The sequence below is a fragment of the Vibrio pectenicida genome (genome assembly GCA_024347015.1).
Classification (GTDB): domain Bacteria; phylum Pseudomonadota; class Gammaproteobacteria; order Enterobacterales; family Vibrionaceae; genus Vibrio; species Vibrio pectenicida.
Genome location: AP024889.1, coordinates 56,767 through 78,935 on the forward strand (window position 1 = coordinate 56,767; position 22,169 = coordinate 78,935).

The 22,169-nt window shown below is 42.8% G+C and carries 18 protein-coding genes; 14 read left to right on the forward strand and 4 right to left on the reverse strand.

Going from position 1 to position 22,169, the window contains the following annotated elements; all coding sequences use genetic code 11:
* The first annotated feature begins 455 nt into the window (after positions 1-455).
* The 9 genes from typA (at position 456) to OCV27_RS00325 (ending at position 10,390) form a co-directional block, all read left to right on the forward strand.
* The gene (gene typA / locus OCV27_RS00285) at positions 456-2,285 is read left to right on the forward strand and encodes a translational GTPase TypA (protein ID WP_125319534.1); all 1,830 of its coding nucleotides are present in this window, start codon (positions 456-458) and stop codon (positions 2,283-2,285) included.
* Between the two features lie 345 nt (positions 2,286-2,630).
* A complete protein-coding gene (locus OCV27_RS00290; RefSeq protein ID WP_125319533.1) occupies positions 2,631-4,307 on the forward strand; it encodes a peptide ABC transporter substrate-binding protein in 1,677 nt (558 codons plus the stop codon).
* Positions 4,308-4,322: 15 nt separating this feature from the next.
* Positions 4,323-5,252 (forward strand): ABC transporter ATP-binding protein, encoded by a 930-nt coding sequence (locus tag OCV27_RS00295; protein WP_125319532.1) that lies wholly within the window; start codon positions 4,323-4,325, stop codon positions 5,250-5,252.
* Positions 5,252-6,079: an ATP-binding cassette domain-containing protein gene (locus OCV27_RS00300; RefSeq protein ID WP_125319531.1), complete on the forward strand. Its 828-nt coding sequence runs from the start codon at positions 5,252-5,254 to the stop codon at positions 6,077-6,079. Before OCV27_RS00295 ends, OCV27_RS00300 begins: the two co-directional genes overlap by 1 nt.
* A gap of 34 nt (positions 6,080-6,113) precedes the next feature.
* The gene (locus OCV27_RS00305) at positions 6,114-7,082 is read left to right on the forward strand and encodes an ABC transporter permease (RefSeq protein WP_125319530.1); all 969 of its coding nucleotides are present in this window, start codon (positions 6,114-6,116) and stop codon (positions 7,080-7,082) included.
* The gene (locus OCV27_RS00310) at positions 7,079-7,987 is read left to right on the forward strand and encodes an ABC transporter permease (protein WP_125319529.1); all 909 of its coding nucleotides are present in this window, start codon (positions 7,079-7,081) and stop codon (positions 7,985-7,987) included. Before OCV27_RS00305 ends, OCV27_RS00310 begins: the two co-directional genes overlap by 4 nt.
* A 90-nt stretch (positions 7,988-8,077) precedes the next feature.
* Positions 8,078-8,995 (forward strand): virulence factor BrkB family protein, encoded by a 918-nt coding sequence (locus tag OCV27_RS00315; RefSeq protein ID WP_125319528.1) that lies wholly within the window; start codon positions 8,078-8,080, stop codon positions 8,993-8,995.
* The gene (gene dtd / locus OCV27_RS00320) at positions 8,967-9,401 is read left to right on the forward strand and encodes a D-aminoacyl-tRNA deacylase (protein ID WP_125319527.1); all 435 of its coding nucleotides are present in this window, start codon (positions 8,967-8,969) and stop codon (positions 9,399-9,401) included. The genes OCV27_RS00315 and dtd overlap by 29 nt, the downstream gene beginning before the upstream one ends.
* A gap of 50 nt (positions 9,402-9,451) precedes the next feature.
* Entirely contained in the window at positions 9,452-10,390 is a 939-nt protein-coding gene (locus OCV27_RS00325) for a bifunctional GNAT family N-acetyltransferase/hotdog fold thioesterase (protein ID WP_125319526.1), read from the forward strand.
* On the opposite strand, the gene OCV27_RS00330 is transcribed toward OCV27_RS00325, so the two are convergent.
* The 4 genes from OCV27_RS00330 to hslR form a co-directional block, all read right to left on the reverse strand.
* The gene (locus tag OCV27_RS00330) at positions 10,345-12,300 is read right to left on the reverse strand and encodes an AsmA family protein (protein ID WP_125319525.1); all 1,956 of its coding nucleotides are present in this window, start codon (positions 12,298-12,300) and stop codon (positions 10,345-10,347) included. The genes OCV27_RS00325 and OCV27_RS00330 overlap by 46 nt on opposite strands.
* A gap of 171 nt (positions 12,301-12,471) precedes the next feature.
* Positions 12,472-14,100: a phosphoenolpyruvate carboxykinase (ATP) gene (pckA, locus tag OCV27_RS00335; RefSeq protein ID WP_125319524.1), complete on the reverse strand. Its 1,629-nt coding sequence runs from the start codon at positions 14,098-14,100 to the stop codon at positions 12,472-12,474.
* 338 nt (positions 14,101-14,438) lie between these two features.
* On the reverse strand, positions 14,439-15,314 hold the full coding sequence (gene hslO / locus OCV27_RS00340) for an Hsp33 family molecular chaperone HslO (RefSeq protein ID WP_125319523.1): 876 nt from the start codon (positions 15,312-15,314) through the stop codon (positions 14,439-14,441).
* A gap of 50 nt (positions 15,315-15,364) precedes the next feature.
* On the reverse strand, positions 15,365-15,751 hold the full coding sequence (gene hslR / locus OCV27_RS00345; RefSeq protein WP_125319522.1) for a ribosome-associated heat shock protein Hsp15: 387 nt from the start codon (positions 15,749-15,751) through the stop codon (positions 15,365-15,367).
* Between the two features lie 256 nt (positions 15,752-16,007).
* On the opposite strand from hslR, the gene gspC reads away from it, so the two are divergent.
* The 5 genes from gspC to gspG are packed head-to-tail and all read left to right on the forward strand — an operon-like array spanning position 16,008 to position 22,154.
* Positions 16,008-16,874 (forward strand): type II secretion system protein GspC, encoded by an 867-nt coding sequence (gspC, locus tag OCV27_RS00350; RefSeq protein ID WP_125319521.1) that lies wholly within the window; start codon positions 16,008-16,010, stop codon positions 16,872-16,874.
* A gap of 39 nt (positions 16,875-16,913) precedes the next feature.
* Positions 16,914-18,950 (forward strand): type II secretion system secretin GspD, encoded by a 2,037-nt coding sequence (gene gspD, locus OCV27_RS00355; RefSeq protein ID WP_125319520.1) that lies wholly within the window; start codon positions 16,914-16,916, stop codon positions 18,948-18,950.
* Positions 18,950-20,434, forward strand: coding sequence for a type II secretion system ATPase GspE (gene gspE / locus OCV27_RS00360; protein WP_125319519.1), 1,485 nt, complete (start codon positions 18,950-18,952; stop codon positions 20,432-20,434). Before gspD ends, gspE begins: the two co-directional genes overlap by 1 nt.
* Positions 20,434-21,657: a type II secretion system inner membrane protein GspF gene (gspF, locus tag OCV27_RS00365; protein WP_125319518.1), complete on the forward strand. Its 1,224-nt coding sequence runs from the start codon at positions 20,434-20,436 to the stop codon at positions 21,655-21,657. The genes gspE and gspF overlap by 1 nt, the downstream gene beginning before the upstream one ends.
* A 53-nt stretch (positions 21,658-21,710) precedes the next feature.
* A complete protein-coding gene (gspG, locus tag OCV27_RS00370) occupies positions 21,711-22,154 on the forward strand; it encodes a type II secretion system major pseudopilin GspG (protein WP_125319517.1) in 444 nt (147 codons plus the stop codon).
* The last annotated feature ends 15 nt before the right edge of the window (positions 22,155-22,169 follow it).

The window sequence follows — 22,169 nt, forward strand, 5'->3', positions numbered from 1 at the left end:
CTTGATTGAATGCAAAAATCTAGCATTGATTAATTTTGTTTCAACTGTATTAATCGATGCCCAATCTAGTATAAGCTAATACCGTGCCAACAATTTAAGTGTTTAAATTCAGTGTTTTATCTAGATTGCAACCATAATGGGGCGAAGCTCTGCACCACCATGGTTATCTATTGCACCATAATGGGGCTAGAAGATATTTCTACACCATTTTGAAACCAAAGACTATTTCATTCTTTCGATAATTACTACTGGTGTCAGTGAGTAATGGTGTATAGGTAGAGTGATATTGTGTTTCTTTGGCACTGGTTACGAATAAAACTAATGTATCAGATCACATATTTCTGGGTTTTTCGCTAGAATCTGGTACATTACGGTCGTTTTTTTAATCAAATAGGCACTGCTCATTAAATGTCCAATTTAAGAGGGTTGCTTTTTTTATAAGTGAATCAAAATCCATGGCTACTCCACAGATTGATAATTTAAGAAATATTGCGATCATCGCGCACGTTGACCACGGTAAAACGACACTGGTTGATAAACTACTGCAACAATCAGGGACATTAGAGTCTCGCGGTGAGGCTGAAGAGCGAGTCATGGACTCGAACGATATCGAGAAAGAACGTGGTATTACCATTCTTGCGAAAAATACAGCAATCAACTGGAATGATTACCGCATTAATATCGTCGATACTCCAGGACACGCAGACTTTGGTGGTGAAGTAGAGCGTATTATGTCGATGGTAGACTCGGTTCTGCTTATTGTTGATGCTGTTGATGGCCCTATGCCACAAACTCGCTTTGTCACTCAAAAAGCGTTTGCGCACGGTCTTAAACCGATCGTGGTTATTAACAAAATTGACCGTCCAGGAGCAAGGCCTGATTGGGTCATGGACCAAGTATTCGACTTATTCGATAACTTAGGTGCGACGGATGAGCAATTAGACTTTAAAGTTGTGTATGCTTCTGCTCTTAACGGCTGGGCTTCTCAAGAAGAAGACGAAATTGGCGAGAATATGGAGCCACTATTCCAAACTATCGTTGAGCAAGTAGCGCCACCTCAAGTTGACCTAGACGGTCCGTTACAGATGCAAGTTTCTCAGTTAGACTACAGCTCTTATGTTGGTGTTATCGGTGTTGCTCGTGTTACTCGTGGTAGTGTAAAGGCTAACCAACAAGTAACAGTAATCAGCGCTGATGGTAAAACTCGTAATGGTAAAGTGGGTACTGTTATGGGTTACTTAGGCCTTGAGCGTCATGAAGTGGAACAAGCAAATGCGGGTGATATTATTGCTATTACTGGTCTGGGTGAACTTAAAATCTCAGATACGATTTGTGCGCAAAACGCTGTAGAAGCTCTGCCGCCACTATCGGTTGATGAGCCTACCGTTACTATGACTTTCCAAGTAAACACTTCTCCGTTTGCGGGTAAAGAAGGTAAGTTTGTTACTTCACGTAACATTCTAGAGCGTCTTGAAAAAGAATTGGTACATAATGTTGCATTGCGAGTAGAGCAAACAGACGATCCAGATAAGTTCCGCGTGTCAGGTCGTGGTGAACTTCACCTGTCCATCTTGATTGAAAATATGCGTCGTGAAGGTTTTGAGCTAGCGGTATCTCGTCCTGAAGTTATCATCAAAGAACAAGATGGTCAGCTTATGGAACCGTTTGAGATAGTGACTATTGATGTAATGGAAGAGCACCAAGGCGGCATAATGGAAAACATTGGTTTGCGTAAAGGTGAGCTAAAAGATATGTCACCGGATGGAAAAGGCCGTATACGTATGGACTTTGTGATGCCATCTCGTGGCTTGATTGGTTTCCAAACTGAGTTTATGACATTAACTTCAGGCTCTGGTCTGCTATACCACACGTTTGATCATTATGGCCCACATAAAGGCGGTAATATTGGTCAGCGTATCAACGGTGTATTGGTTGCCAATGCGGCTGGTAAGGCATTAACCAATGCGTTATTTAATCTACAAGAGCGTGGTCGTATGTTTATCGGTCATGGTGTGGAAGTATACGAAGGTATGGTGATCGGTATCCATAGCCGTGATAACGACTTGACGGTTAACGCACTTAAAGGTAAGCAGTTAACTAACGTACGCGCTTCAGGTACTGATGATGCGCAGGTTCTGACGCCGCCAATCATTATGACTCTAGAGCAAGCACTTGAGTTTATCGATGATGATGAGCTAGTAGAAGTAACACCAGAAAGCATCCGTATTCGTAAGAAATTCCTAACAGAAAGCGATCGTAAGCGCGAAGCACGAAACGCTAAGTAAGTTTCTCCAAGCAATACTTTAAAGCCCCGTAGAGCCTCTCTGCGGGGCTTTTTTCTATCCTGATTCCACAATTCACGCCCACTCAAATATTTTTCCAATAAATATCATATGCTTGAGTTGAACAAACAATTAATGCATATTGTTTTCTCGTATACATGGAACGTATCGTGCGTAGAACAAGAAAATAATGGATTTATTTTGGTAAAGTTTTCGTTTAGATAATATCTCGATCCCTTATTTGCTTGCGGCACTGCGTATCTTAATTTATTAGTCGCAGTTTTAGATCATGAACTCTTTGATAACTAAGATTCTGAGCTGCTATTTATTTAAAGATATGGAGATCAAATGAATTTTAATAAGACTCTACTCGCTACATTTTGCAGCGCATCCCTATTTGCCGCCTCAGCTATTTCAGCTGAAGATTCACTAACTATCGGTATATCTCAGTACCCAGCAACTCTTCACCCTGCGCTAGATAGTGCAGTAGCAAAAATGTATATCCGAGGTTTTACTCAGCGTGACTCGATAGGCTTTGATCAAGATTGGCAATTGACTTGCTTTTTGTGTGAGCAAGTGCCTACTTTTGAAAATGGGCTAGCTACCATTATTGAGCGTCCAAATGCGAAACAAGGAGAGAGCCAGCAAGGGATAAAAATGACTATGCGGCTGAAAAAGGATTTATTCTGGGGAGACGGAACACCAGTGACCAGCCAAGATATCGTATTTTGGTATCAGGTAGCGACATCGTCGGATGTACAAGGTAATCCAGAGTTATCAACCATAAAACAAATTGAAAAGCTGGATATTATTGATGATTATACCGTTGATATGTATATCGACAGAATTACTTATGAATACAATTCTACCCTCAGACCCAAGGTTTTGCCGCGCCACCTTGAAGAGCCTATTTTTAAAGCCAATCCTAAAGAGTATCACCTTAAGACCAAATATGTGACTGAGCAAACTAATCCTGGCTTGTACAACGGACCTTATATTATTGAGCAAGCCAAACAAGGTCAGTTTGTAAAGCTTGCCAGTAATCCATACTGGAAAGGTAAAGCGCCTCACTTTGATAAAATCACATTAAAAACAATCACAGATACGCAGGCGCTACAGGCTAATCTGCTTTCTGGTGACATTGACTATATTCCAGGTGAGCTTGGTTTGACGCTGGATCAAGCATTGCAGCTAGACAAACGCTACGGCAATAAATTTAACGTCGACATTCGCCCTGCAGCCTTGTATGAGCACTTGGACTTACAGCTAAATAACTCCCACCTGAGTGATGTACGGGTGCGTCAAGCCTTATTGTATGGTCTTGATCGCGAGCTGCTAACGAAAAAGTTGTTTGAGGGCAAGCAGCCGGTTGCAAGTTCAAGCGTCAGTCCATTGGATGCAACCTTTAGCCCTAATGCACTTTCCTATAGCTATGATCCAGAAAAAGCTAAGCAACTACTCAAACAAGCAGGCTATAAACTGGTCGATGGCGTGCAAGTGAAAGATGGTCAGTCGCTGGAGTTGGAATTTATGACCACAGCTGGCAATAAAACCCGTGAGTTAGTGCAGCAGTTTGCTCAGGGGCAATGGAAAAAAGTTGGCATTAAAGTGGTGATTAATAATCAGCCGGCTCGGGTATATTTTGGCACTACTCTCAATGAGCGTAAACATAAAGGCCTTGCCATGTTTGCTTGGTCAAGTTCACCAGAATCTTTACCTAATACCACATTGCACTCAGATTATATTCCTACCCAAGAAAATGGATGGGCGGGACAAAATTATGCGGGATACTCAAGTGCTAAAATGGATGATTTAATTGATAAAATTGAGTCAGAAGTCAATGCAGAAAAGCGCAAGGCCCTATGGAAAAGCTTGCAGAATCTTTATGCCACCGAGCTGCCTGCGCTGCCTCTTTTCTATCGCTCAGAGAGTTACATTTATCCTAAGTGGTTAACTGGCGTTGAGCCTACAGGACATCAGTATTATTCGAGTTTTTGGGCGGAAAACTGGGCGCGAGCAAACTAAGCGGTAGGTATGTCTATGAGTGATGTAGTATTAGAAGTTCGCAATATGAGTGTGGCCTTGGGGCCACATCTTGCGGTGAAAGATGTCAGCTATCAGATTCGCGCTGGTGAAATTTTAGGTGTGGTTGGGGAGTCAGGCTGCGGTAAGTCGCTGACTTCTCTTGCGATAATGGGTCTTTTGGATAAGCAACTGGCATTATCGGGTGAGATCTTATTTGCGGGCGAGAACTTGGTTGGCATGAGTGAAAAACGTTATCAGCATATTCGTGGTGAAGGCGTTGGTATGATTTTCCAGGAGCCGATGACAGCACTTAACCCTGTGGTAACTGTTGGTGAGCAGGTCGCGGAAATGTTTGTGGTCCACGAAAATGTTTCCAAAGCAGAAGCCATGAATCGCGCAATAGAGATGCTTAAGCAAGTGCATATTCCTTATCCTGAGAAAAGGGCTAAGGCTTTTCCGCATGAATTATCTGGCGGTATGCGTCAACGGGTAATGATTGCTATAGCGCTGGCCTGTAAGCCCAAAGTGTTGATTGCTGATGAGCCTACCACAGCACTGGATGTAACAGTACAAGCTCAGGTTCTTGATTTACTTGAAGAGCTAAGGGAAACCACAGGTACCGCGATTCAATTTATCAGTCATTCACTGGGTGTGGTATCGCAAATCTCTGATCGCGTTATGGTGATGTACGCAGGGCAAGTGGTTGAGATTGCAGATGTAAACGATATTTTTGATAACCCACAACACCCTTATACTCAGGCGCTGCTGGATACAATCCCTCGGGTCGGCGCTGATATCAAACGTTTGCCTGCTATTCCTGGTAGTGTGCCGCCTCTCGATAAGAGAGGTGAGGACTATACCTTCCGTGATCGCTGCCCTGAGCTTTTCGATCATTACGCCCAGCTCGCGCAGCAGCGCAACGGCCAAACTGCAGGGGGATTTTGATGTCACTATTAAAAGTAAATAATCTACACAAATACTATGTGCTTGAAGCGGGCTCTTTATTTGGACGTAAGCCTCAATATCTGCATGTGACAAAAAATGTATCTCTTCGTTTAGAGGCAGGTAAAACCTTAGCTGTGGTGGGTGAGTCTGGCTCGGGTAAGTCGACCCTAGGTCGAATGGTCAGCATGCTAGATAGGCCTGCTGCAGGGGATATTTACATATCAGGGCGTGAGGTTTCCCGCCTTAGCTCAAAGCAGCAAAGACAAATACGCCAACGTATTGGTCTGGTTTTTCAAGATCCTTATTCTGCACTGAACCCAAGAATGCCTATTTTGGACTCTCTGATTGAACCAATGAAAGTTAACAAAATAGGTAACCGTGACTCTCAACGAGAGCGCGCACTGGAAGTGCTGGAATGGGTGGGAATGCATGAAGATGTACTGACGCGTTATCCCCATGAATTTTCAGGCGGTCAGCGGCAGCGTATTGCTATTGCTCGCGCGCTGATGCTTAAACCAGAGCTTATTATTGCTGACGAACCTCTCTCTGCATTGGATGTATCCGTCCAGTCTCAAATTCTTAATTTATTTAAAGATTTGCAAGAGCAGCATGGCATTGCCTTTTTCTTTATTAGCCATGATATGGCGGTGGTATACCACTTAGCGGATGAAGTGATGGTGATGAAAAATGGTGAGGTAGTCGAGCAGGCTGACAAAACCAGCTTCTTTGCCCACCCAAAGCACCCTTACAGTCAAGAGCTGCTTAATGCTGTACCTGATATTGGTAAAGCGAGGCGTCGTAATCAGTTAGAGAGAAAGTCAGCATGAGAGTAATCAACATTCAGTACTTAGGGGGATTCAGATGAAGCGCTTTATAATCTCCCGTTTTTTGCAAATGATGCTGGTACTCTTTTTAGCCTCATTTGCTGCATACAATTTAATGGGACTTATGCCCGGTGACCCTATCGATTTATTGGTGCAAAGTAATCCAAGTATGACTTCTGAAGATATCGCTCGGCTTAAAGCAGAGCAGGGGCTCGATAAGCCTGTTTATGTGAGATATTTTATCTGGCTTAAAGATGCCATACATGGCGATCTTGGCTACTCTCGCATGTTTGCTCAGCCAGCAGTCGATGTTTTATGGGATGCGATGAAAAACACCTTGATCTTGGTTGGTAGTGGAACACTGTTATCGATTCTAATTGCTCTGCCTGTCGGGGTGCTATGTGCAGTGAAGCAAAATAAAGCAACAGATTATATTATCAGTGGTTTGACTTATCTATTTCTATCAACGCCAGCGGCATGGCTTGCGCTAATGCTGATCATGATTTTTGCGGTGGTATTGCCAATCTTCCCAGCTGGAGGGACAGGAGAGGCTGAAGGCGTTGAAGGTTTAGCTAAACTAGAGTATATGATTTTGCCAATATTGAGCTTAACCCTGCTTAGTATTGCGTCCATTTCACGTTTTATGCGCTCAAGTATGCTAGAGGTATTTAGGCAAGATTTTGTGCGCACCGCTAAGGCAAAGGGGTTGTCATCGAGACGAGTATTACTTAAGCACTGTATAAAAAACGGCATGCTTCCCATGATTACCGTACTGGCGATGGATGTGGCAGGGCTGATGAGTGGGGCAGTGTTAACTGAAACGATTTTTAGTTGGCCAGGCATAGGAAAGTTAACCGTTGATTCTATTAATGGCAATGACTACAACGTGGCTATGCTCTGTTTTATGGTTGCGACGACGGCAATATTAATGATGAATTTCATTGCTGACATTCTTTACTCCAAAGTTGACCCTAGAATTGATTTAACCAAGGGGAGCATTCAATGAGTTATATAGTAAAACGCAGTCAAAACCCTTGGTTTCAGGTCGCGCAACGTTTGTCTCGACATAAATTGGCTATGCTATCGCTCGTGTTTTTATGTTTGCTGGCGTTAGTTTGCTTTGGCGCTAATCCAATTGCATTTTGGCTAGGTGTTGACCCCTATGCTGATGACTTGTTCTCTCGTTTCTCACCACCAAGCGATCTTAATCTACTTGGTACCGATGAGCTTGGGCGTGATATTTTTACCCGCTTGCTTTTAGGTGGTCAAGTTTCACTGACTTTTGCCTTTATGGCTGCCTTAACTACATCTATCATAGGCACAGTACTTGGTGTGGTTGCGGGCTATTATGGCGGTAGAGTCGATGCTTTTATTATGCGCAGTGCTGACTTCATTATTAGCTTGCCTAGTATTATGTTGCTTATACTGATTCAAAGTGTGGATATGACGAAACTGGGTTTATCTGAAGAATTGGTGCGAAGTGATAGCTTTAGTATCTATCGATTAGTGATTGTACTCTCTATTTTAGGATGGCCCTTTGCTGCTCGTTTGGTTCGTTCGAATACTCTATCTGTAAAACATAGGGAATATGTGCAGGCGGCGATTGGCTATGGAGCAAGTCACTGGTTTGTGATGTTAAGACATATTATCCCCAATGTGATTTCCCCGGTCATAACCGCGACAACTTTAGGTGTAGGTGGGGCTATCTTGACTGAAAGTGCGCTGAGCTTTTTAGGTTTTGGCATTAACCCACCGACGCCGTCTTGGGGTAATATGTTACAAAACGCTCGCGAAGCGATGTGGCTCTACCCGATGGCTGCAGTGTATCCCGGCATTATGGTTCTAATGACGGTTATCACGATTAATTTCTTGGGCGATGGGTTACAAGAGGCAATCGATCCTAAGTCTTAGGTAAATACCATGGCCTGTTGACCTAGCAAGCGGGTTTAAACTTGGTTGGGTTTACAAGCCTTGGTAATTTAGTTTTGGTTGGGGGAAACCATGTTTAACATTGAGCAACTGAGTAAGCAAGGTCTATGCTTTGGGCGATATCTACTTACGCGCATGAACCATGATAGAGTCAATATTAATGCTGGCTATCTGGCTTATATAACCTTACTTTCCATTGTTCCTATGCTGACAGTACTGCTATCAGTATTATCTTCGTTTGCCATTTTTGCCAATGCTGGCGATGTGATTCAAGACTTTGTGATTACTCACTTCGTCCCAGCAGCTGGAGATGCAGTAAAGCAGGCACTGCTCGAATTTGTTGCTAATACAGGCAAGATGACGGCAGTGGGAGGTTTGTTTCTGTTTGTTGCCGCTTTGATGCTAATTTCAAATATAGATAAAAACCTAAACTATATTTGGCGAGTTGAACATAAACGTCGTGCGGTCTTTTCTTTCTCTATGTATTGGATGGTTCTCACACTCGGTCCGATTTTAGTCGGTACGAGTATCGCTGCTACCTCATATTTTACCTCATTGAAAATACTTGATAGTGAAGCCATTTCAGGTCTTTATGAACTAATACTACGTTGGTTGCCGTTCCTACTATCATTTTTTGCTTTTATGGGACTTTATATTCTAGTTCCCAATAAAAAAGTCTATATTTCTCATGCGCTTGTTGGCGCTATCATTGCAGCGTTATTGTTTGAAGCAAGTAAAAAGGGTTTTGCGGCATACATAACTCAATTTCCATCATATCAACTTATTTATGGTGCACTAGCTGCGATCCCAATTTTATTTGTCTGGGTGTACTTATGCTGGTTAATAGTATTGATTGGTGCAGAGATCACTGCTGCCTTGGGAGAACGTGAGCTGTGGAGTGATCCCCAAGAAGTGGTAAACTTGGCGGTAGACAATCAACAGCAGCAAGAAGGAGAGCATAGTGATAGCACTGATCCAAAGAGTAAGTGAGGCCGCAGTACGCGTCGATGGAGAAGTGATTGGTGAGATAGGGCACGGGCTACTGGTTTTATTAGGTGTTGAGAAAGGTGATGATGAAGCGAAAGCTAAACGTCTAGTGGAGCGGGTAACATCTTATCGTGTGTTTGGTGATGAAGAAGGTAAAATGAACCTCAATGTTAAACAAGTTGATGGTCAAGTGCTGGTGGTATCTCAGTTCACCTTGCCTGCTGATACTAATAAAGGGACGAGAGCTGGTTTTTCTCGGGGTGCTAACCCTGCTGATGCAGAGCATCTATATGATTACTTTGCTAACCAGTGTACCGAGCTTATACCAACAGAGTGTGGCCAGTTTGGCGCAGATATGAAAATTTCATTGGTCAATGATGGTCCAGTGACATTTTGGTTACAGGTATAAAGTTAGACTAAAAGGCTGGTGCCTTAGCGCAGCCGTTAACAGGGATTTTTATGTTTAAGCTGATCACGCCTAAAACGGACAACCAACTTAACAAATACTATCATTTTCGCTGGCAGATGTTACGTGAACCATGGCGCATGCCAATTGGTTCTGAGCGAGATGAATACGATCCAATGAGCCATCACCGTATGATTGTAGATGGTAGAGGAAGGCCTATGGCTGTAGGGCGTTTGTATATTACACCAGATAGTGAAGGGCAGATTCGCTATATGGCTGTAAAGAATACTCGCCGTAGCAAAGGTGTCGGTTCTTTAGTGATGGTGGCGTTAGAATCGCTAGCTCGCCAAGATGGCGCAAAGCGGCTAGTGTGTAATGCACGTGAAGATGCCATTTCTTTTTATGAAAAGAATGGTTTTGAACGGCGTGGTGAACTTACTGACGAACGAGGGCCGATTCGCCATCAACAAATGGTTAAGCAATTGGATCCTATGGCTAACGTATTACGTCGTCCAGATTGGTGTACTGAATTGCAAGAGCGTTGGGAGCATCAGATCCCCATTAGCGATAAAATGGGCATCAAGATAAATCAGTACACAGGTTATCAGTTTGAATGTGGTTCACAGCTCAATCCTAACTTAAATCCCCATAACACATTGTTTGCTGGTTCCGCCTTTACATTGGCGACACTTACAGGCTGGGGAATGACGTGGCTTCTAATGAAAGAGCGTGGTCTAAGTGGTGATATTGTTTTAGCAGATAGTCAGATTCGTTATCGGCACCCAGTAACCCAGAACCCAGTAGCGTCCACCTCTTTAGATGGTATTAGTGGTGATTTAGATCGCCTCGCCTCTGGTCGTAAGGCGCGCATCATTGTCTATGTGACTATTTATAGCGGTGATATAACGGCTGTTGAGTTTGTGGGTACTTACATGTTACTGCCAGATTATAAATCTGTCCTTGGTTTACCTTTATCAAGTGATGAATCTTGAGTCTGAGTGCTAGGTGATGAGTCGCTCTTTGGAAACGGGCAGGTTTGCTGAATAGCATTGGTTTGGCTAAGAATATCGGACCAAAGCCTTTTGCAGCCATTTTCGCTGGTGAAAATCAAGGTGCCAAACTGATATTTAGTGAGATCGATATTGCCTGCTAATTCTGCTTTACTTCCTCGTGAGTTGATATTTATTCGGCCTCTATCTATGCGTATTTTTACAGTATCGAGGGGCCACTCTTGTTGGTAGCCTATAGTGCTGTCAGCTTCATCGACTTGTAGTGCTGCATTGTGTAACTGCAAGTCGATGAATCCTGTGAGGCTATGTGCCAAAATTGGATAGTCACCGGAGAGGCCACTCAATACAAGATCGGCCTCTGCCATTCCTGTTACTTGAAAGGGCAGTTGAGCTTGCAGTAAAGGCTGATCGATGGGAAGCCCATCTAAATGTAATGATAAGTACCAAGGATCGCTAATCGCTTGTCGCTGCCATCTACCATTAGCTTCTATGTATCCCTTGGCTAAGGGTAGGAAAGCACGCTCTAAGCTGATATCACCACTTTTAGCTGTTACATTGATGATTGCTTGTGATGTTAAGAAATTATCAATACTGGCATTGTTTGCGCTTACTTCTAAGCTGCCGTTGTAAAGGTTGACCTCTCCATCTTGAATCAAATTCAGGTTTTTTCCTTCTATGTTCACACCAGATAACTGCCAGTATGGACGCTGTTCGACTTGAATAATCTGAGTGTTTTTTATCTTAAGCTGTTTAATGGTCAGTGAATCTAGAGTTCTTGAAGCGTTGGATAATGAAGTAAATAACTGATTTACTTCATCCAACCATTTAATGCCTGATGCTTTTAACCAGTTTATCTGCATATTTTTTTTACTCCATATACCATTCATCTGCAAGCGACCTTGCTTGAAGTCTGCATCGAATTCATCTAGAGAAATACCGTTATCACCCAGAGTAAGTTTTGCTGTTGGGCCAACCAAGCGTAGCTGACTAAAGTCGATACTTTCGGCATCAAATGACAGCTTGGTCTGTTTTTGTTGCCAGATTGTTCTATCGAGTAAAAAGTTTTCTAGTGAGGCATCAACTTGGTTAAATTGCCAACCAGCGTAATGCAAATCGCTATTAAGAATATCCAAACTATTAATGTGATAAATAGGCAGGGCGAGTATCTCAAATTTAGATAACAATGTGCTAATTGAGGACGAGTGTGGAAGTTTGAGTTTATTAATGGTGACATTAATAAGTGACCAACCTGGTTCGAATTGTTCTGCTTGGCCGGAAATTTCTGCACCATTCCATTTAAATGAAGCGCCATAAATTGTACTGCTTTTGCCTTGATACTGCGCATCAATCAGCAATTTATCTAAGGCTTCCCCACCTACATACAATTGCTGAGCGGATAACTGAACTTCACCATAAGGCAGACCTTGTTGTGGTGAAAGCCATACAGGTTGCTTTATTTGAATATTAACATCTCTTGCCGACCAGTTTGGTGCCTTAATATCAACATTCTGTAAGGCAAGGTGCTGTATGTTAAAAGATTTTAGTATCGGTGAGCCCAGTGCTGAAAAATCCAAGTTTGCTTCTTCAATAAGAATAGAATCTATAGATAGTTTTTGGTTTTTCCATAATGAAGGAGATAACCAAAGCGAAAGCTTGGGTATATGGATAGGTTGAGAACTACTACCAATCTTAACATCCATGAGCGTTAGTTGGTATGGTGGAGAGTATGAAGCTTGTTGTGCACTCACAGTGTAGGGGGTCAGTTGGCTGAGCATTGCATTAACGACTTTTCCAGAGTAACTAGATTGAAGTAGAAAAAATATTGAGAGCATTAACAAGCCGATCATGCTCAATGTTGTTACAGTCGTAATCAGTAGTGCTTTTTTAAACATTCCAACCTTCCTCTTGAGCAGATTTAGCTAGCTTGGAGCATTTTTCTTCGTCAGGCAACAAAAAGCCCCTTTTAATAGGGGCTTAGGACATTAAATCTATTTGTGTAATTGTTTTATTACCATTCAGCTTTAGCTGGGATTTAACTAAAGCTTGTAAAACAGATGGTTGAATTAATCTAATTGTGGTCCGGCAGCGACCAATGACTTGCCCTCAGCATTATCGGTATACTTGGTAAAGTTATTAATGAAACGTTGAGCTAGATCTTTAGCTTTACCTTCCCATTGTAGAGGGTCTGCGTATGTATCACGAGGATCTAAGATTTTAGAGTCCACATCATGCAATGCTGTTGGTACTTCTAGATTAAAGATAGGAATGTGCTTGGTTTCTGCTTTCTCAATCGAGCCATCCAAGATAGCATCTATGATGCCACGAGTATCTTGAATTGATATCCGCTTACCGCTGCCGTTCCAGCCTGTATTGACCAAGTACGCTTCCGCACCAGCCGCTTCCATACGCTTAACCAATACCTCAGCATATTTGGTTGGGTGCAATGTCAAGAAGGCAGCACCAAAGCACGCTGAAAATGTTGGTGTTGGTTCGGTAATACCACGTTCGGTGCCAGCTAGTTTTGCTGTAAAGCCTGAGAGGAAATGATACTTTGTTTGCTCCGGCGTTAGCTTAGACACTGGTGGCAATACCCCAAATGCATCGGCTGACAGGAAGATCACTTTGTTAGCATGACCACCTTTCGATACTGGCTTAACAATATTTTCTATATGTTCTATTGGGTAAGAAACACGAGTGTTCTCGGTTTTAGACCCATCATCAAAGTCGATAGCACCATCGCTAAGAATAGTAACATTTTCTAGCAGTGCATCGCGTCTGATGGCGTTAAAAATATCGGGTTCTGCTTCTTTGGATAGTTTGATGGTTTTAGCGTAGCAACCACCTTCAAAGTTAAATACGCCGTCGTCATCCCAGCCGTGTTCGTCATCACCGATTAGTGCACGCTTAGGATCTGTCGATAGCGTTGTCTTACCTGTACCGGATAAACCAAAGAAAATCGCCACGTCACCATCTTTACCCATGTTAGCGGAGCAATGCATCGAGGCGATATCTTGCAAGGGTAGGAAATAGTTCATCATAGCGAACATGCCTTTCTTCATTTCACCGCCGTACCAAGTACCACCAATGAGTTGCATTCGTTCGGTTAGATTAAATACGGTAAAGTTTTCTGAATTTAGGCCATGTTCTTGCCATTTTTGATTGGTGCATTTTGCGCCATTCATTACGACGAAATCAGGCTCAAAAGTCAGTAGTTCTTCATCATTAGGACGAATGAACATGTTTTTCACGAAATGAGCTTGCCAAGCAACTTCTGTGATCACTCGTATACTAAGGCGGGTATCTGGATTTGCACCGCAATAGCCATCAATGACAAATACACGCTTTTCTGATAGTTGGGTGGTAACTTGCTCTTTAAGATCATCCCAGATTTGTTGAGTGATAGGCTTATTATCATTTTTTACTGAGTCAGAAGTCCACCACATGTGTTCCTCTGTTGTTGCGTCTTTTACTATGTACTTATCTTTCGGTGAGCGCCCAGTAAAAATACCAGTGTCCACAGCCACGGCACCTAGTTCTGTTATCACGCCCTTCTCATAGCCTTCTAGGTCAACGCGAGTTTCTTCTTCGAACAGCATTTCGTAACTTGGGTTGCGAACAACTTCTTTTACGTTGTGAAGCCCGTGTTTGGTAAGATCAATTGTTGCAGCCTGTGCATGCTCCATAACGGTCATAGGTGCTCCTTGTAGGAATATATCGTAGGGATGTTCTAATAATGTTTTAGTGGTTATCTGCTCACCATGCTAACAACGGGTGCTGTGCAAAACAGGGATATAGTTCAAAAAGAATCCATGTTCACAATCTGGTTTTCAGCGACTCATCACACAATAGCAGAGATAGTGTATCGTGCACGCAAAGGATTGCGCTAGAGATAAATTAATTATTAATTTAAAAAAATTAAGTGGTTATTTTATTACGTTACAACTCAGCTTTATCGTGTTTAAAATCACAAAAAGTCAGTTGGTAGCTGGCTTTTTGATTAGAAAATTACGGGCTTTTTGCATGCTATAAATTAATGAAGTGTATTATCGCCTGAGTTGGTCTGAATGAACAACTCTGCCACTTGGGTTTGGTCAAAAGAATAGGTTGTCCCGCAATAATCACAATGTAAGGAAACAGAGCCTATCTCAGCTAGAATGCTGTCTACTTCTGCACGCTCTAGAGTAGCGATAGCGGCACCACTTCTCTTTCTAGAGCAGCCACAATGGAAAGCGACAGGTTGCGGTTGATATAAACGAACTTTTTCCTGGTTATATAGGCGATAGAGTAAATCGTTTGCTGGTAAGGTAAACAACTCATCATTTTTTACCGTGTCTGTCAATTGCTCTAGGTGCTCGAAGTCTTCCTCACCTCCGGTACCATCAGGCATGACTTGGATCAACATGCCAGCTGCTTGTGGCTTACCATCATGTTCCCCAGTTCGGATCCAGAGGCGAGTTTTGAGCTGTTCTGAATTAGCAAAGTAGCCCTCTAAAATTTCAGCTAGGTTGTTACCTTCAAGAGCGACGATACCCTGATAACGTTCACCTTTTTTCGGTTCAATAGTAATCACTAAATAACCTTTACCCATCATGTCATGAATAGTAGCATTGTCTTCAATGCTGCCTTCCCAGCGTGCTATCCCGCGGACTTTTTGATCGTTGTCACCGTTAATTACGGCTAAAGATACTGGACCATCGCCCTGTAACTGCATGGTAATAGAGCCTTCAAACTTTAGAGTTGCGGTCAATAAAGTAGTTGACACCAGCAGTTCACCTAATAGATTTTTTAGTGGTGAAGGGTATTCTTTGCTGGAAATAATCTGTTGATATGCATCGGCCAATTGTACCAATTCGCCACGTACAGATAGGTCTTCAAAAAGATAGCGGTTTAAAACATTATGTGCCATTAAGTATATCCTCGTACGTATGGGGCATATCAGATGCTATATGCTGATATTTATTGGTGTTTGAATTTAATAATATCGCGCCGTTGCTTTTTGTCAGGGCGACGCTCTGGGCTTGGGTTATGCGCGTGAAGTTTACGTCGATTGGCATTCTCTTCCCGTTTAGTGACACTGCCTTTGGTTTCGCTGTAAAGTGTGACAGCTTCTGGCGCTCCACGTCTTTGAGCTGAAATCTTCTCTATCACTATTGTTTTCTCTTCATGCCCTTGACGAAGAGTAATGATTGCCCCAATCTCTACAGCTTTACTTGGTTTGCTGCGCTGCCCATTATAATGAACCTTGCCCCCATCGACCATGTTTCTAGCTATAGAGCGTGTTTTGTAAAAACGTGCAGCCCAGAGCCATTTATCAAGTCGCACTGCTTCGTTTTCGGTGCTCATGATGGATACTAACCCCCGACAGATGATCAATCTTGTGCCAAAATATTGGAGTAACAATGGTGATGAAGCGCTCATTTTTCAAGGTATATGGAAAAAATCAATGGCTTTGTATGTTAATCAGTTCGTTTGTTATGTTGACTGTTGAATATTTTGGTAGAATGCTCAGTTCAAAGAAAAACATAAATTTAACAATGATCTACTTGGGTAAATTATACTTGGCATGGCTTGGTCAGCTGGTTATAAAAAAGGATTGTGAGTGAATATTCGTGGTGTAATTCAACTGGACAGTTTTCTGAAAAATCAGGATCACTTGAGTATAGTGGCAACTGTCATATTGTTGGCCCTAAGTGCCTGGGTTGCAGGTATTCTTGTTTGGAAACCTTTTGAGTCTCAATCTGTCACACCTTGGCAGGCTAATGTGATTTCTGGCGGTGTTGCCAAAGAGAGTGGGTTGAACATTGCAGACTTACAAAATAGTAATTTGTTTGGTCGTTATCAGGCAGAAGCTCCTATAGTGAAGAAAAAAGTTGTCACAGATGCACCCAAAAGTCGTTTGAGTGTTGTCCTTGTTGGTGTGGTTACTAGCAGTGAAGAGGGAAAAAATTTAGCCGTGCTGTCTAATCGTGGTCAACAAGCCACTTATGGTATTGGTGAAACGCTTGAAGGAACACGGGCCAAGGTTGTTCAGGTACTCTATGACCGTATTATTGTTGATAACTCTGGTCGTAACGAGACAGTGATGCTCGAAGGGCTAAAATATACTAAAGACCTTCAACCCCAACCGAAAACCAAGGCAATAAAGGCAGAGGTGTCGCAAGACAAACTAGAGGAAATTCGCTCAGTTATTCGCAAAGACCCCAAACAGATTTTCCAGTATGTCCGCATGTCTCAGATGAAAAGAGATGGTAAAGTGATAGGTTATCGTTTATCCCCAGGTAAAGATAAAGAGCTGTTTGAATCTGTGGGTTTAAAACCAGGGGATGTGGCAACACAACTGAATGGCCAAAATCTCAGTGACCCAGCGGCAATGGGGGAGATTTTTAAAAGCATATCTCAGCTTACCGAGCTTAACCTAACGGTAGAAAGAGATAGCCAATCTTTTGAAATTTATATTGAATTATAATAATGATGCGGACGCATGAATCATTCCGAGGAGTAAAAGGTGAACCATTGGCTTAAAAAAAGCACTTGGCTTTTGGCAGGAAGCTTATTGATGTCTCCAGCAATGGTAGTGGCGAATGAATATAGTGCGAGCTTTAAGGGCACAGACATTCAGGAATTCATTAATATTGTTGGCCGAAATCTAGAAAAAACCATTATAGTCGATCCCTCTGTACGAGGGAAAATTGATGTCCGAAGCTATGACATGTTGACCGAAAAGCAGTATTACAGTTTCTTTCTCAATGTCCTTGAGGTCTACGGATACGCCGTAGTTGAGATGGACAATGGCGTGATAAAGGTTATTAAGTCTAAAGATGCCAAAACTTCGGCCATTCCTGTTGTTGGTGATGGTGCTATTGGCGGTGATGCAGTGGTTACTCGGGTTGTGGCAGTGCGAAATGTGTCGGTTCGAGAGTTATCCCCTTTGTTGCGTCAGCTCAATGATAATGCGGGTGCTGGTAATGTAGTTCATTACGACCCTGCCAATATTATTCTTATTACCGGACGTGCGGCGGTGGTTAATCGGTTGGCTGATATTATCAAGCGAGTTGATCAGGCTGGGGATAAGGAAATTGAAGTTGTTGAACTTGATAATGCTTCAGCAGCAGAAATGGTGCGTATTGTTGAAGCTTTAAATAAAACAACGGATAACAAAAGTACCCCTGCTTTTCTTCAGCCTAAATTGGTAGCCGATGACCGAACTAACTCGATACTTATCTCTGGGGATCCACAGGTTCGCCAACGTTTGCGCAGACTGATCAAGCAGCTTGATGTTGAAATGGCATCGAAAGGTAATAACCGTGTTGTTTATCTAAAATATGCAAAAGCGGAAGACTTAGTCGATGTGTTAAAGGGTGTGTCTGAAAACCTTGAGGAAGAAAAATCATCGGGTTCTAAAGCAGCGAAAAGCTCTAAGCGCACCGAAGTCATGATATCTGCTCATGAAGGTACCAATGCACTTGTGCTGACAGCGCCGCCAGATATTATGAATTCCTTACTGGATGTTATTTCTCAGATTGATATTCGCCGTGCGCAGGTGTTAATTGAAGCTTTGATTGTCGAATTGTCTGAAGGTGATGGTATTAACTTAGGCGTGCAATGGGGTTCACTAGAAACGGGCGCTGTGATTCAATACGGTAATACGGGCACATCGATTGGCCAAGTTATGGTGGGCCTTGAAGAAGCAAAAGATCAACAGAAAACGGAGTACGTATATAACCCAACAACGGGTCAAAATGATAGGCCAGTTACTACAACAGAGTCAGGTAGTTATGACACCCTTGCTTCTGCATTAAATGGGGTCAATGGTGCTGCTTTAAGTGTGGTAATGGGTGACTGGACAGCTTTGATTAGCGCAGTATCTAGCAATACAAACTCAAACATTCTTTCCTCTCCGAGTATCACAGTTGTCGATAATGAAGAAGCGAAATTTATTGTTGGTGAAGAAGTCCCAGTATTGACAGGCTCTCAGACGGGGTCCAATAACGACAACCCATTCCAAACTGTTGAGCGTAAAGATGTGGGTATTCAACTTACAGTAACGCCACAAATTAATGAAGGAACTTCGGTACAACTAACTATTGCTCAGGAAGTCTCCAACGTTCTACCTGCCACTGCTAATGCGGCGGTGGATGTGAGTTTCGCTAAACGTCAGCTCAATACCACGGTTATGGTTGAAGATGGACAAATGATTGTTTTGGGTGGTCTTATTGATGAACGCACCCAAGAAACTGAGTCTAAAGTACCGCTGTTGGGTGATATTCCTTATCTGGGCCGACTGTTTAAATCAACCAGTTCACAAAAGACTAAATCAAATCTGATGATATTTATCAAGCCGACTATCTTACGGGACGGTTTGACCGCTGATGGAATTACTCAGCGTAAGTATAACTTTATCCGTGCTGAGCAGTTGTATAAGGCGGAGAGTGGCATCAAATTAATGGAAGACGTTCCAACGCCAGTATTGCCTAAATTTGGAGAGGATATCCGTCATCCTGCTGAAATTCAGGCTTTCTTGGATCAGATGGAAACTAAGTGATGGATGAAATAATCACATTCCTCCGGTTACCCTTTAGCTTTGCCAATCGATTTAAGATGGTATTGGAACCATGTGAGCAAGGGGTTATATTGTATTATGTTTCACCTTTAGCTTTTGAAGCTTTGCTCGAAGTTAAGCGAGTGGTTGGCGAGCATTTTGATATTCAAGAGATATCGAAAGATGCTTTTGACGCCAAGCTTACAGAAGCATATCAGCGCGATTCATCAGAAGCACGCCAGTTGATGGAAGACCTTGGCGCTGATAGTGATGACTTCTTTTCTTTGGCAGAAGATTTACCGCAGGATGAAGACTTGCTTGAATCTGACGACGACGCGCCCATTATCAAGCTTATAAATGCCATGCTTGGCGAAGCGATTAAAGAAGGAGCTTCCGATATTCACATCGAGACATTTGAAAAAGCGCTATCTATTCGTTTTCGTGTTGATGGCGTTTTACGGGATGTATTATCGCCCAGTCGTAAACTTGCTCCTTTGTTAGTCTCTCGGGTTAAGGTTATGGCTAAGTTGGATATTGCTGAAAAACGTGTGCCTCAGGATGGACGTATTTCATTGCGTATCGGCGGTAGAGCTGTTGACGTTCGAGTGTCGACTATGCCTTCTTCGCATGGTGAGCGTGTTGTGATGCGTCTGTTGGATAAAAATGCCACTCGTCTCGACTTACATAGCTTAGGTATGACACCTGCTAATCACGCTAATTTCCGCACCATGATAGAACGTCCTCACGGCATCATTTTGGTGACAGGCCCGACAGGTTCAGGTAAGTCGACTACCTTGTATGCTGGGCTTCAGGAGATTAATAGTAATGAACGCAACATTCTTACTGTTGAAGACCCGATTGAATTTGATATTGATGGTATCGGTCAGACTCAGGTGAACCCTAAGGTAGATATGACCTTTGCTCGTGGCCTGAGAGCCATATTGCGTCAAGACCCTGATGTTGTCATGGTTGGTGAAATTCGAGATTTAGAAACGGCTCAGATTGCTGTTCAGGCGTCTTTAACAGGGCATTTGGTTATGTCAACCCTGCATACTAATACTGCTGTGGGCGCAATTACACGTTTGCGAGATATGGGTATTGAGCCTTTCTTGATCTCTTCTTCCTTGTTGGGTGTACTAGCTCAACGTCTGGTACGAACCTTATGCTATGAGTGTAAGGAACCTTATCAAGCTGATAGGGAAACCAAAAAACTGTTCGAGGTTGATGAACAAGATGAGTTGACGTTGTTTAAGCCCAAGGGCTGTGAACATTGTAACAATAAAGGCTATCGAGGCCGTACAGGTATTCATGAGCTATTGATTGTGGATGAACAGGTACAAGAAAACATCCATAGTGAAGCCGGTGAGCAAGTAATTGAGAAAGTCATTCGCCAATACACGCCAAGCATTCGTCAGGACGGTTTGAGTAAGGTCCGTCTGGGAAAGACTTCTCTTGAAGAAGTAATGAGAGTGACTAAGGAAGGCTAATGGCGGCGTTTGAATATAAGGCACTTAATAAAAAAGGTAAAACTCAAAAAGGTGTCATTGAGGGTGATAATGCTCGCCAGGTTCGTGCTCGGCTCAAAGAGCAGGGCTTGATGCCTGTTGAAGTCAATGAAACTCGGCAGAAAGCCAAGAAGCAAGCTGACCAAACAGGGTTGACTTTTAAGCGTGGTATCAGCACTCCTGATTTGGCCTTGATCACTCGTCAATTGGCGACATTAGTTCAATCTGGTATGCCTTTGGAAGAGTGTCTTAAGGCGGTGTCCGAGCAATCGGAAAAGCCACGCATACGAAATATGTTGTTGGCAGTTCGCTCAAAGGTTACTGAGGGTTACACACTCTCGGATAGCCTGGCCGACTTCCCACATATTTTTGATGATTTGTTTCGTTCTATGGTTTCAGCTGGTGAAAAGTCGGGTCATCTTGATGCCGTTTTGGAACGATTGGCTGATTATGCAGAAAACCGTCAGAAAATGCGTTCTAAATTACAACAGGCAATGATTTATCCAGTGGTTTTGGTGGTTTTTGCTGTTTGTATCGTGGCATTCTTGTTGGCAGCGGTTGTACCTAAAATTATTGGTCAGTTCGTACAGATGGGGCAGGAGTTGCCTCAATCGACTCAGATTCTTTTGGCATCCAGTGACTTTATTCAACATTGGGGAATTCAGGTTCTTTTTGCCATCATAGCATTGGTGTATTTGTTTAAGTTTGCTCTAAGTAAGCCTAATGTGCGATTAAGTTGGGATCGTAAAGTTGTGCATATGCCATTAATCGGCAAAATTTCACGTGGATTAAATACTGCACGTTTTGCGCGTACTTTGTCAATTTGTACATCCAGTGCGATTCCTATTCTGGAGGGCATGAAAGTTGCTGTTGATGTGATGTCTAACCACTATGTTAAGCAGCAGGTATTGAGTGCAACAGACAATGTTCGTGAAGGTGCCAGCCTGCGTAAATCCCTTGAGCAGACCAAATTATTCCCTCCTATGATGCTGCATATGATTGCCAGCGGTGAGCAAAGTGGAGAATTGGAGGGTATGCTGACTCGTGCAGCTGATACCCAGGATGCGAACTTTGAATCAACAGTAAATATCGCTTTGGGTATATTCACCCCTGTTTTGATTGCTTTGATGGCGGGTTTAGTGCTGTTTATTGTGATGGCGACCATGATGCCAATTTTGGAAATGAACAACTTAATGAGTGGTTAGTCATAGTAAGGTGGCTTTCCCATCTTGATACGAGTTTTTATTTGGAGAATATAATGAAAGGAAATATGAGCAAACAGTCTGGCTTTACACTGTTAGAGGTAATGGTCGTAATTGTTATCTTGGGTATTTTAGCCAGTTTTGTTGTGCCTAACTTACTTGGTAATAAGGAAAAAGCGGATCAACAGAAAGCCATTACCGATATTGTTGCGCTAGAGAATTCGCTCGATATGTACAAACTGGATAACAGTGTCTACCCGACTACAGATCAGGGCTTAGAAGCTCTGGTTAAGAAGCCATCTAGTCCTGAGCCACGTAATTATCGTGAAGGTGGTTATATTAGGCGTTTACCGACTGACCCTTGGGGTAATGATTACCAGTATTTAAGCCCGGGTGATCACGGTAATGTTGATATCTTTACGCTTGGAGCGGATGGTCAGGAAGGTGGTGAAGGTATCAATACAGATATCGGCAACTGGAATATTCAAGATTTTCAATAAGGCAGAGGCGGCATA

Coding starts and splice junctions, on each gene's coding strand:
- pckA (WP_125319524.1), bottom strand. CDS start 14,100: ATGACCGTTATGGAGCATGCACAGGCTGCAACAATTGATCTTACCAAA.
- OCV27_RS00325 (WP_125319526.1), top strand. CDS start 9,452: ATGTTTAAGCTGATCACGCCTAAAACGGACAACCAACTTAACAAATAC.
- typA (WP_125319534.1), top strand. CDS start 456: ATGGCTACTCCACAGATTGATAATTTAAGAAATATTGCGATCATCGCG.
- gspG (WP_125319517.1), top strand. CDS start 21,711: ATGAAAGGAAATATGAGCAAACAGTCTGGCTTTACACTGTTAGAGGTA.
- OCV27_RS00290 (WP_125319533.1), top strand. CDS start 2,631: ATGAATTTTAATAAGACTCTACTCGCTACATTTTGCAGCGCATCCCTA.
- OCV27_RS00330 (WP_125319525.1), bottom strand. CDS start 12,300: ATGTTTAAAAAAGCACTACTGATTACGACTGTAACAACATTGAGCATG.
- OCV27_RS00305 (WP_125319530.1), top strand. CDS start 6,114: ATGAAGCGCTTTATAATCTCCCGTTTTTTGCAAATGATGCTGGTACTC.
- gspE (WP_125319519.1), top strand. CDS start 18,950: ATGGATGAAATAATCACATTCCTCCGGTTACCCTTTAGCTTTGCCAAT.
- OCV27_RS00315 (WP_125319528.1), top strand. CDS start 8,078: ATGTTTAACATTGAGCAACTGAGTAAGCAAGGTCTATGCTTTGGGCGA.
- OCV27_RS00295 (WP_125319532.1), top strand. CDS start 4,323: ATGAGTGATGTAGTATTAGAAGTTCGCAATATGAGTGTGGCCTTGGGG.
- hslR (WP_125319522.1), bottom strand. CDS start 15,751: ATGAGCACCGAAAACGAAGCAGTGCGACTTGATAAATGGCTCTGGGCT.
- hslO (WP_125319523.1), bottom strand. CDS start 15,314: ATGGCACATAATGTTTTAAACCGCTATCTTTTTGAAGACCTATCTGTA.
- gspF (WP_125319518.1), top strand. CDS start 20,434: ATGGCGGCGTTTGAATATAAGGCACTTAATAAAAAAGGTAAAACTCAA.
- OCV27_RS00300 (WP_125319531.1), top strand. CDS start 5,252: ATGTCACTATTAAAAGTAAATAATCTACACAAATACTATGTGCTTGAA.
- OCV27_RS00310 (WP_125319529.1), top strand. CDS start 7,079: ATGAGTTATATAGTAAAACGCAGTCAAAACCCTTGGTTTCAGGTCGCG.